At 68.7% G+C, this 11,186-nt stretch carries 11 protein-coding genes; all 11 read left to right on the top strand.

Annotated features, from left to right (window positions below; all coding sequences use genetic code 11):
• Positions 1-995, top strand: a 995-nt coding sequence (locus ACLQ6X_RS01175) for a His/Gly/Thr/Pro-type tRNA ligase C-terminal domain-containing protein (RefSeq protein ID WP_411698331.1), incomplete at its 5' end; no start/stop codon positions are given.
• Positions 992-1,990 (top strand): AAA family ATPase, encoded by a 999-nt coding sequence (locus ACLQ6X_RS01170; protein ID WP_411698330.1) that lies wholly within the window; start codon positions 992-994, stop codon positions 1,988-1,990. The genes ACLQ6X_RS01175 and ACLQ6X_RS01170, both read left to right, overlap by 4 nt.
• 7 nt (positions 1,991-1,997) lie before the next feature.
• Positions 1,998-2,885 carry a DUF58 domain-containing protein gene (locus ACLQ6X_RS01165; RefSeq protein WP_411698329.1) on the top strand — a complete coding sequence of 296 codons (888 nt, stop codon included), beginning with the start codon at positions 1,998-2,000 and terminating at the stop codon, positions 2,883-2,885.
• Complete coding sequence (locus ACLQ6X_RS01160) at positions 2,872-3,408, top strand: hypothetical protein (protein WP_411698328.1); 537 nt, start codon at positions 2,872-2,874, stop codon at positions 3,406-3,408. Before ACLQ6X_RS01165 ends, ACLQ6X_RS01160 begins: the two co-directional genes overlap by 14 nt.
• Positions 3,399-4,385: a vWA domain-containing protein gene (locus tag ACLQ6X_RS01155; RefSeq protein ID WP_411698327.1), complete on the top strand. Its 987-nt coding sequence runs from the start codon at positions 3,399-3,401 to the stop codon at positions 4,383-4,385. The genes ACLQ6X_RS01160 and ACLQ6X_RS01155 overlap by 10 nt, the downstream gene beginning before the upstream one ends.
• Entirely contained in the window at positions 4,382-5,404 is a 1,023-nt protein-coding gene (locus tag ACLQ6X_RS01150) for a VWA domain-containing protein (RefSeq protein ID WP_411698326.1), read from the top strand. Before ACLQ6X_RS01155 ends, ACLQ6X_RS01150 begins: the two co-directional genes overlap by 4 nt.
• A complete protein-coding gene (locus tag ACLQ6X_RS01145; RefSeq protein ID WP_411698325.1) occupies positions 5,401-6,114 on the top strand; it encodes a tetratricopeptide repeat protein in 714 nt (237 codons plus the stop codon). The genes ACLQ6X_RS01150 and ACLQ6X_RS01145 overlap by 4 nt, the downstream gene beginning before the upstream one ends.
• 111 nt (positions 6,115-6,225) lie before the next feature.
• The gene (nusA, locus tag ACLQ6X_RS01140; protein ID WP_411698324.1) at positions 6,226-7,230 is read left to right on the top strand and encodes a transcription termination factor NusA; all 1,005 of its coding nucleotides are present in this window, start codon (positions 6,226-6,228) and stop codon (positions 7,228-7,230) included.
• A gap of 119 nt (positions 7,231-7,349) precedes the next feature.
• Positions 7,350-7,625, top strand: coding sequence for a YlxR family protein (locus ACLQ6X_RS01135; RefSeq protein WP_411698323.1), 276 nt, complete (start codon positions 7,350-7,352; stop codon positions 7,623-7,625).
• 87 nt (positions 7,626-7,712) lie between these two features.
• Entirely contained in the window at positions 7,713-10,502 is a 2,790-nt protein-coding gene (gene infB / locus ACLQ6X_RS01130) for a translation initiation factor IF-2 (protein ID WP_411698322.1), read from the top strand.
• A gap of 93 nt (positions 10,503-10,595) precedes the next feature.
• The gene (rbfA, locus tag ACLQ6X_RS01125; protein ID WP_411698321.1) at positions 10,596-11,096 is read left to right on the top strand and encodes a 30S ribosome-binding factor RbfA; all 501 of its coding nucleotides are present in this window, start codon (positions 10,596-10,598) and stop codon (positions 11,094-11,096) included.
• Positions 11,097-11,186 lie beyond the last annotated feature (90 nt).

Here is an 11,186-nt window from a genome sequence, read left to right as displayed (position 1 = left end):
TCCAGACCCTGGTCGAGCGCGCCAACGCCAACCACCCGCGCCCCGACGGCCGCGAGTGGACCGCGGCGGACACGCTGAAGAACGTGGTGCTCGCGCTCGTGCAGCTCGACGGCAGCCGCGAGATCGTCGTGATCGGCGTGCCCGGCGACCGTGAGGTCGACCTCAAGCGCGTCGAGGTGGCCTTCGCCCCCGCCGAGGTGGAAGCGGCCAACGACGGCGACTTCGCCAAGCTCGACAAGATCCCCGGCCGCCCCGGCCTGGTGAAGGGCTACATCGGCCCGTGGGCAGCAACCGGCGCGATGCTGGGCGCGGAGTCGGCCACCGGCATCCGTTACCTGGTCGACCCGCGCGTGGTCGACGGCACCGAGTGGATCACCGGTGCCAACGAGGCCGGGCGCCACGTCTTCGGCCTCGTCGCCGGGCGTGACTTCGTAGCCGACGGCACCGTCGAAGCCGCAGAGGTGCGCGCCGGAGACCCCGCTCCCGACGGCTCCGGCCCGGTCGAGCTGGCCCGAGGCATGGAGATCGGGCACGTCTTTCAGCTCGGTCGCAAGTATGCCGAGGCGCTCGGCCTCAAGGTGCTCGACGAGAACGGCAAGCTCGTCACCGTGACGATGGGCTCGTACGGCATCGGCGTCACCCGGGTCATGGCCGTGATCGCGGAGAGCAACAACGACGGCAAGGGCCTCATCTGGCCCACCAACGTGAGCCCCTTCGACGTTCACGTCGTGGCCGCCGGCAAGGAGCCGATCGTGTGGGAGACCGCCGAGTCGCTCGTCGCGGCGCTCGAGGGCAGCGACAAGGACGTGCTGTTCGACGACCGTCCGAAGGTGTCGCCCGGCGTCAAATTCGGCGACGCCGAGCTGCTCGGAGTGCCGCTCATCGTGATCGTCGGCCGCGGCGCCGTGGACGGCAACGTCGAGCTGTGGGACCGCCGCACGAACGAACGCACGCCCTACACGGTCGCCGAGCTCGTCGAGGTCCTGTCGAAGTGACCCGGATCTCGCCAGACGAACTCGAGCGGGCCAAGTCGATCCTCGGCACCATCGCGTCGTCGTACGGGCACACCGTCGTCGGCCAGGACGGCCTCCGCTCCAGCCTCATGATCGCGCTGATGACGGGCGGGCACATCCTGCTCGAGAGCGTGCCCGGCCTCGCGAAGACGACGGCGGCCAAGGCCCTCGCCGACGCCGTGAGCGCGAGTTTCAAGCGCATCCAGTGCACGCCCGACCTGCTGCCCTCCGACATCATCGGCAGCCAGGTCTTCGACTACGCGACGTCGAGCTTCTCGACCCAGCTGGGCCCGGTGCACGCCAACTTCGTGCTGCTCGACGAGATCAACCGCTCGAGCGCCAAAACGCAGTCGGCGATGCTCGAGGCCATGCAGGAGCGCCAGACCACGATCGGCGGCGAGGTGTTCCCGCTGCCGCATCCGTTCCTCGTGCTCGCCACCCAGAACCCGATCGAGCAGGAGGGCACCTACCACCTGCCCGAGGCGCAGCTCGACCGCTTCCTGCTCAAGGAGGTGCTCGACTACCCCGAGTTCGCCGAGGAGATCGAGATCCTCGCCCGCCTCGAGGCCGGCGTCTACGACGACGACGAGGCCGACGCGACCCAGCCCGAGACCGTCAGCATCGACGACGTGCTCTTCCTGCAGTCGGTCACCAAGCGCGTGTTCCTCGACGAGTCGATCACGAACTACATCGTGTCGGCCGTCTACGTGACGCGTCACGCCGACCAGTACATCTCGGCCGACCTCGCCGGCAGCATCGAATACGGTGCGAGCCCGCGCGCGAGCATCGCGTTCAGCAAGGCCGCGCGTGCGCTCGCCCTGTTGAACGGCCGCGACCACGTGATCCCCGACGACGTGAAGACCCTGCGCCACGTCGTGCTGCGCCACCGGATCATCCTGAACTTCGAGGCGATCGCCGACAACATCGTTCCCGAGACCATCATCGACGCCGTCTTCGACGCCGTGCAGGCGCCATAGGGCCCGCGTGACATCCCTGCTGCGTCGCGTCAAAACGACACTCTCGATCCGCGCGCACCGCAGGGTGCGCGGGCTGCTCGAGGGGGAGTACACCTCGGTCTTCCACGGGCGCAGCATGGAGTTCGACGACCTCCGGCCCTACGTCGCGGGCGACGAGGTGCGCGACATCGACTGGAAGGCCACGGCCCGGCTGCGCACCCCGATGACGAAGCGGTTCATCGCGTCGCGCAAGCACACGGTGCTCGTGATCGCCGACACCGGCCGCAACATGGCCGCCCTCGCCGAGCACGGCGAGACGAAGCGCGACCTCGCGGTTCTCGCCGCCGGCACCGTCGGCTATCTCGCCATCCGCCACGGTGACCGCGTCGCCATGGTCGCGGGAGACGCCGACCACACGGTCTTCGTCGAGCCGGCGTCGACCGAGGCACACCTCGAGCGGATGCTGCAGCGGATCGACACGAACACCCGCGTCGATTCCGGTGCGAGCGACCTGACCAGGCAGCTCGAGTATGCGGCGAAGGTGTTCCGCCGGCGCATGATCGTGTTCGTCATCGCCGACGACCGCGAGCTCGGCACTGAGGAGCAGCGTCTCGTGCGCCGGCTCTGCGTGCAGCACGAGGTGCTCTGGCTGCGCATCGGCGACGCCGACCTGATGAGACCCGAGTGGGGCCGCAGCGGAATGCACGACGTGCACGACGAGGCCTCGATCCCCGCGTTCCTGCGCGGCGACGCGAAGCTGCGCGCGGAGTTCCAGGCCGCCGTCGCCGAGAGCTCGGCCCGCGCGGAGGACGTGTTCGAGAGCTTCGCGGTGAGCAGCCAGCGAGTGAGCAGCGAGGCGCAGGTCGTGCCAGGGCTGTTCCGGCTGTTGGAGGTGCACCGTCATGCGCGGCGTTGAGACCCTGATCGGCGCCGAGACCCTGATCGGCGCCGAGCCCCTGATCCGCGCCGCGACGCTCACCGACGGCACCTTCTACCCTCCCGTGCAGTACTCGCCGGTGTGGCTGGTGATCGGCGTCGTGCTGGTCGCCCTCGTGATCGGCTGGCTCGTGTTCGTGCTGCTGCTGACCCGCCGCCGCCCCGAGCCCTACGAGTACGTCGGCACCATTCCCCAGCTCACCGAGACCGTGCGCGAGGCCTACCTGGTGCGCATCGACGACGTCGGCCGCCGCTACGACGCGGGCGCCGTGAGCTTCAGCGACGCCCACCACGAGCTCAGCGCGCTCGTGCGCTCGTTCGCCTCGGAGGCCCAGGGTGTGCGCGCGCAGTTCATGACGCTCGACGACCTGCGCAGAACCCCGCACCGGGCCCTCGCCGAGACGGTGGAGCGTCTCTACCCCGGCGCCTTCAGCGGCGCGACGACGGGGCGCATCGACGACGCCACGGCCCGGGCGAGCGAGCTGGTGCGCGCGTGGAACTGATCTTCTGGTGGATGCCCCTGCTCTGGCTCGTCGGGCTCGTCGCGGCGGTGGCCGTCGCGGCGGTGATGGTGCGTCGCAGTCGGCGTCGGATGGCCGCGTCGCTGCCCATCGCCCACCGCGACCGCCTCACCGGCCTGCCGGGATATGCCCGGGCGCTGCGCCGGTACCGCAGACTGCTGGTCGGTCTCATCGCGAGCCTGCTTCTGCTGCTGGTCGGGGTGGCGCTGATCACCGCGCGGCCGGCGTCCGTGTCATCCGTTCAACCCAAACTCAGCAACCGCGACATCGTGCTCTGCCTCGACGTGTCCGGGTCGATGGTCGACTACGACAGGGAGGTGCTCGACGTGTTCGGCGAGCTCGCCGAGCAGTTCACGGGGGAGCGCATCTCGCTCGTCGTGTTCAATGCGTCGGCCGTCACCCGGTTCCCGCTCACGAGCGACTACGACTACATCGCCGACCAGTTCGCCGCTCTGCGCGACGACTTCGACTCGGAGACCAGCGACTACTACCGCGGAACGCTCTTCGGCAACGGCTCCTCGCTCGTCGGTGACGGGCTGGCGTCGTGTGTCGTGCGCTTCGACGCGCCCGACGCCGAGCGCAGCCGTTCGGTGATCCTCGTGACCGACAACCTCATCGCGGGCGAACCGATCTTCACGCTGCCCGAGGCGGGCGCCCTCGCGCAGCAGCGTGGCGTCACCGTCTACGGCATCAACCCGGGTGACACCGACGCGAAGTCCTACCTCGACGACCTCGCGACGGAGTTCCGCACCGTCGTCGAGGGCACGCAGGGCTCGTACTTCGCGCTCGACGATCCGCGGGCGATCCCGTCGATCGTCGGCGAGATCACCGCGCAGCAGGCCGCCGAGATGGTGGGGGAGCCGCAGGTCGTGCTCACGGACCAGCCCGCCGTGCCGGTGTCCATCGCGGTCCTCGGCCTCGCCGGGCTCTTCGTGTTCGCGTGGAGGTTGCGCCGATGACCTTCGACCCGCTCGTACCGTTCTGGCTGCTGTTCCCTCTCGCCGGCGTCTTCGCCGCGTTCGCCGTCTGGCGTATAGTTCGGTCGCCCTCCGTGCGCATCGGCCTGGCGTGGGTGGCGCGCCTCGTCGCTGTGCTGCTGCTCGCCGCGGTGGCGGCGCAGCCCATCATCCCCGCCCCGCCCGCGCAGCGCTCCGTCGCCGAGGGCGGTCTCGAGGTCTACATCGCCGTCGACACGACTTCCAGCATGGCCGCCGAAGACTGGGCGGGCGACGCCCCGCGCCTCGAGGGTGTCAAGGCAGACATCCGGTCTATCGCGCAGCGGCTCGACGGCGCGAGCTTCTCCCTGGTCACCTTCGACGGTGCCGTGGTGCAACGTGTGCCCTTGACGACGGATGCCACGGCTCTCGTCTCCGCGGGGGACGTGCTGACGCAGGAGGTCACGGCGTACTCGCTCGGCAGCAGCGTCGACGAGCCCGTCGCGGTGCTCGGCGAGATCCTCGGTGAGGCGGCCGCCGAGAACCCCCGCCAGCGACGCGTGCTCTTCTACCTCGGCGACGGCGAGCAGACGTCGGGCGCCGTGCCCGGCAGTTTCGAGTCGCTCGCCCCGCTGCTCAGCGGGGGAGCCGTGCTCGGATACGGAACGGAGCAGGGCGGTCCTATGCGCCAGTTCGACGGGGGCTATGTCGACCCGGCCGCGCCGGGCCCGTACATCCAGGATTTCAGCGCGGGCCAGTCGGTCGACGCGATCTCGCGCATCGACGAGCAGCAGCTCGCGCAGATCGCCACCCAGCTCGGCGTCGGCTACACGCAACGCACCGCCGCCGAGAGCATCGACCCCGTGCTCGCGGAGTTCGACGTGGGCGAGGCGAACGTCACCGACGGCGCCCGGGGTGTGCGCACCGAGCTCTACTGGATCCCGGCGATCCCGCTCGGCTTCCTCGCGCTCGTCGAGATCGTGCTGCTGGCTGGCGCCCTCGCCGAACTGAAGCCGAAGGCAAAGCGGGGGGTGGCCGGGTGACCTATCGATCGCACCAGGACGACACTCGGGCTCGTCGCCGTCGCCGCGCGAAGTACCTGCTCTGGTCGCTGCCCGTGCTCGTCGCCCTGCTCTACCTGGCGGTGCGGCTCATCGGGCTCTCGGTGGTGAACCAGACCGCCATCGACCTGTACGACTCCGGCCAGTACGAGGCGAGCGAAGACCGCTCGACGAGCCTGCTCGACCAGCAGATCGTGGAGCCGTATCTGCCGTGGTTCAACCGCGGCGACGCCAAAGCCGCGCGGGAGCAGTACACCGACGCGATCGACGACTTCGAGCGCGCCCTCGAACTCGCCCCGGCCGAGCGGCAGTGCGACGTGCGCGTCAACCTCGCCCTCAGCTGGGAGCGGCTCGGCGACATCTACTCCGCCGCGGGTTTCCCCGACGGCGCCAAGCTGCTCTACGAGGCGTCGCTCGCCGTCATCGCCGAGGGTGACGACTGCGTGCCGCCCGAGCCCGCCGGCCTCGATCTGACGGAGGCCGGACCGCGGGTGCAGTCGAAAATCGACCAGGCCGAGCAGCAGAGCCAGGCCGCCGATCCGGGCGGCGACACCGAATCGGGCGGTCTCGACCAGCAACTCGACGAGCTCGGCCAGAAGGGTCAGGCCGGCGAACAGGACCTGCAGAACGGCGAGTCGCTCGACCGCGGCGAAGAGAGCGGAAACGAGGGGTTCCCGCTCAAGCCGTGGTGACGAGTGCGGCATCCGGTAGGCGATGCGCGCGCGGCTCGGGTAACTTAGTCTTCAGGTATTCGCGACCCAGAGGCTGCGGACCTACAAAAACCTGAATAGTGGAGGCCCTCAGTGGACATCGATCTGAGCGTGCTGCGTCTCATGGAACGAGAGCGCGAGATTCCGTTCGAGGAACTCGTGGCGATCATCGAGCAGGCCATTCTCACGGCCTATCTCAAGCACACCGAAGAGAACGAGCAGAAGCCGGGCGACGGTGTGCCTGCAAAGGCACGCGTTCACCTGGACCGAAAGACCGGACACGTGAGCGTGTTCGTGGCCGAGGTCGACGACGACGGAATCGTCATCGGCGAGGCTGAAGACAGCCCGAGCGACTTCGGTCGGATCGCGGCGTTCGCGGCCAAGCAGGTCATCAACCAGCGCCTGCGCGACATCGCCGACGAGCACATCCTCGGCGAGTTCCGGGGGCGCGAGGGCGACATCGTCGCCGGCGTCATCCAGCAAGGGCCGAACCCGCGCATGATCCACGTCGACCTCGGCACCATCGAGGCGATCCTGCCTCCCGAGGAGCAGGTGCCGAGCGAGACCTACGCCCACGGCAGCCGGCTGCGCGTCTACGTGACGAGCGTCGCCAAGGGGGCCAAGGGCCCGCAGATCACCGTGAGCCGCACGCATCCGGCTCTCGTGCGCAAGCTCTTCGCTCTCGAGGTCCCCGAGATCGCGAGCGGTCTCGTCGAGATCACGTCGCTCGCGCGCGAAGCCGGTCACCGCACCAAGATGGCCGTTCGCGCGACCGAGGCCGGCATCAACGCCAAGGGCTCGTGCATCGGCGAGCTGGGCCAGCGCGTGCGCGCCGTCTCGGCCGAGCTCAACGACGAGAAGATCGACATCGTCGACTACTCCGAAGACCTCGCGACCTTCGTGGGCAACGCCCTGTCGCCCGCGCGCGTCACCAGCTCGTTCGTGATCGACCAGGCCACGAAGGCCGTTCGCGCCCTGGTTCCCGACTACCAGCTGTCGCTCGCGATCGGCAAGGAGGGCCAGAACGCCCGCCTCGCCGCGAAGCTCACGGGCGCCCGCATCGACATCCAGCCGGATTCGATACTCGAAGACAAGTAGCGTTCGGATGCTGCTGGTTGAGTAGGAGCGCCAGCGACGTATCGAAACCATGCTCTCGCCGGGTTTCGATACGCGCGGTAGATCGCGCTACTCAACCAGCGGCAACAACAGGGGGTAGTATGGACTCCGTTAGAACCTGCCTCGGCTGCCGCGCGCGCGCCGACCGTTCCTCCTTGTTGAGGGTGGTCGCTCGTGACGGTGTCGTCGTCGCCGATCCGTCGGCTACGCTTCCCGGTCGAGGTGCGTGGGTACATCCCACGGTTCAGTGCGTAGAAACCTCGATGAAACGTAAGGCCTTCGGCCGAGCGTTCCGTTCGAGCGTCACGGTCGATACCGTGCAGCTTCTCGCAATTGGAGGAGTCTCCCAGAGGCTCCATGAAGAACAGGCTGATTGACCTATGGACAACTAATGAGCGGCTCGAAATGAGTTCCGTCCACTAATGGTCTGCCCCTGTCCGGGTGCAGACCCAGACAGGAGAATTGTGGCTGCCAAACCACGCGTACACGAAATCGCCGCCGAACTCGGCGTCGACAGCAAGATCGCCCTCGACAAGCTCAAAGAAATGGGCGAATACGTCAAGGGCCCCTCGTCGAGTATTGAGCCCCCCGTAGCCCGTCGCCTCAAGGCGGCGCTCGAAGCAGCAGGCGTCAAGCCCGCGGCTGCGGCCCCCAGTGCCCCCAAGCCCCCCGTCAAGGCCGCGGCTCCGCGTCCGGCGGCGCCGAAGCCCGTCGTGGCCGAGGCTCCCGTCGTCGTCGAAGAGCCCGTTGCCGAGCCGGTCGTCACCGCGCCCGCGCCCCTCACGGTGGCCGAGCGTCAGGCCCAGGCCGAAGCGGCGGCAGCAGCTGCCGCCGCGGCTCCCGCTGCTCCCGCCGAGGGCGCGGCTCCCGCCGCCGCCGGCGCCAAGCCGGGTGCGTCCAGCATCCCGCGTCCCGGACAGCCCCGCCCGGGTAACAACCCGTTCGGCAGCAACCAGGGCATGCAGCGTCCCGGCGCCGCTCGCCCCGGCAACAACCCCTTCGCCTCCAACCAGGGCATGCAGCGTCCCGGCGCTCCGGTTCCCGGTGCGGCACCGTCGGGCACGCCCGGCATCCCGCGTCCCGGCGCACCCCGCCCCGGCGCGCCCCGTCCGGGTGGACCCGGCCAGGGCGCTCGTCCGCCGGCATTCGGTGCTCGTCCGGCTGGCGCCGGTCGTCCCGGTGGCGCCGGTGGCGCACGTCCGGCCGGTGGCGGTTTCCGTCCCGGTGGCGCGCCCGGTGGAGCCCCCGGAACCCCCGGTTCCAACTTCGGACCCAACCGCCCCGCCGGCGGCGGCGGTCGCGGTCGCGGCCCGGGCGGTGGCACCGCTGGTGCCTTCGGCCGCGGTGGCGGCAAGAGCAAGGCCCGCAAGTCGAAGCGCACGAAGCGCGCCGAGTTCGAGCTCCGCGAAGCTCCATCGCTCGGTGGCGTCAGCGTTCCCCGCGGCGACGGCTCGACGGTCATCCGTCTGCGTCGTGGCGCGTCGATCACCGACTTCGCCGACAAGATCGACACCAGCCCCGGAAACCTCGTCACCGTGCTGTTCCACCTCGGGCAGATGGCGACGGCGACCGAGTCCCTCGACGAGGCGACCTTCGGCATCCTCGGCGACGAGCTCGGATTCAAGATCGACATGGTCTCGCCGGAAGACGAAGACCGCGAGCTGCTGAGCGGCTTCGACATCGACCTCGATCAGGAGCTCGAAGACGAAGACGACGAAGACCTGGAGATCAGGCCCCCCGTCGTCACCGTCATGGGTCACGTCGACCACGGTAAGACGCGCCTCCTCGACGCCATCCGCAACGCGAACGTCGTCGCGAGCGAGGCCGGCGGAATCACGCAGCACATCGGTGCGTACCAGGTCGCTGCCGAGCACGAGGGCATCGAGCGCAAGATCACGTTCATCGACACCCCGGGTCACGAGGCGTTCACCGCAATGCGCGCCCGTGGTGCGCAGGTGACCGACATCGCGATCCTCGTGGTCGCGGCCGACGACGGCATCATGCCGCAGACGGTGGAAGCCCTTAACCACGCTCAGGCGGCCGGCGTGCCGATCGTCGTCGCGGTGAACAAGATCGACAAGGTCGGGGCGAACCCGGCCAAGGTGCGCCAGCAGCTCACCGAGTTCGGTCTCGTCGCGGAAGAGTACGGCGGAGACACGATGTTCGTCGACGTCTCGGCGTTGAACAACATCGGCATCGACAAGCTGCTCGACGCCGTCCTGCTCACCGCAGACGCCGGCCTCGACATGCGCGCCAACCCGAACAAGGACGCCCGTGGTGTCTCGATCGAGGCGAAACTCGACAAGGGACGTGGTGCGGTCGCGACCGTGCTCATCCAGTCGGGAACGCTCGAGGTCGGAGACCCCATCGTCTCCGGAACGGCGTACGGACGTGTCCGTGCCATGTTCGACGAGAACGGCAACTCGGTCGAGTTCGCGACGCCGGCCCGCCCCGTGCAGGTGCTCGGACTCACGTCCGTTCCCCGCGCCGGCGACACGTTCCTCGTGACCGACGACGACCGCACCGCCCGCCAGATCGCCGAGAAGCGCGAAGCAGCAGAGCGCAACGCCCTGCTCGCCCGCAGCCGCAAGCGCATCAGCCTCGAGGACTTCACCAAGGCCCTCGAAGACGGCAAGGTCGAATCGCTCAACCTCATCATCAAGGGTGACGTCTCCGGTGCTGTCGAAGCGCTCGAAGAGTCGCTGCTCAAGATCGAGGTCGACGAGTCGGTTCAGCTGCGCATCATCCACCGCGGTGTCGGTGCTGTTACCGAGAGCGACGTCAACCTCGCGACCGTCGACAACGCCATCATCATCGGCTTCAACGTGCGCCCCGACCCGAAGGCGCGCGACCGCGCGTCTCGCGAGGGTGTCGACGTGCGTTTCTACTCGGTCATCTACGCGGCTCTCGAAGACGTGGAGAACGCCCTCAAGGGAATGCTCAAGCCGGAGTTCGAAGAGGTGCAGTCGGGTGTCGCGGAAATCCGCGAGATCTTCCGCTCCTCCAAGTTCGGCAACGTCGCGGGTGTCATCGTGCGCTCCGGTACGATCACGCGAAACGCCAAGGCTCGCGTCATCCGCGAGGGAGTCGTCGTCGGCGACAACCTCGCGATCGAGAGCCTGCGTCGATTCAAGGACGACGTCACCGAGGTCCGTACCGACTTCGAGGCCGGTATCGGTCTCGGTAAGTTCAACGACATCCAGATCGGCGACGAGATCGAGACGATCGAAATGAAGGAAAAGCCGCGGGTCTAGTCACCCCCGGTGTCACCGCTGATTGGGCAGGTCGCTTGCGGCCTGCCCAATCAGCGCCTTAACAACAGCGCCTCAACAACGTAGGAGCATGACATGGCCGACCAGGCTCGCGCCGCCAAGATGGCGGACCGCATCAAGGTAATCATCGCCAAGACCCTCGAGCGCGGCGTCAAAGACCCGCGCCTCGGCTTCGTGACCATCACCGACGTGCGCGTCACGGGTGACCTCCAGCACGCCTCCGTGTTCTACACGGTCTACGGTTCCGACGAGGAGCGCGCGGACACTGCGGCGGCCCTCAAGTCGGCCACCGGCATGATCCGCAGCGAAGTGGGCAAGAACATCACCGCCCGCCTCACACCGAGCATCGAGTTCATCGCCGACGGCATCCCCGAGAACGCCGCGCTCATCGAGAGCCTGCTGAACGAGGCCCGCTCGCGCGACGCCGAGTCGGAGACGCTCGCGAAGACCGCGCAGTACGCCGGCGACGAAGACCCCTACGTCAAGCCGCGCCCGTTCGTCGGCGACGAGAACGACATCGCTGACGACGAGGACGACGACGACGACGCCGCGTTCGAGTCGGGGCCGCGTCCCTAACACCCGCGCCCCTGACACCCGCGCCCCTAGCTAGCGCGGCAGCTCGAACGCTCCGCCCACGTCGACCACCAGGCCGTCGACGAGCAGCCC

Source organism: Conyzicola sp. (assembly GCF_046714715.1).
Taxonomy (GTDB): domain Bacteria; phylum Actinomycetota; class Actinomycetes; order Actinomycetales; family Microbacteriaceae; genus Conyzicola.
Note: the sequence above shows the minus strand (reverse complement) of the source record. Positions and strands in the feature narration are given on the sequence as shown.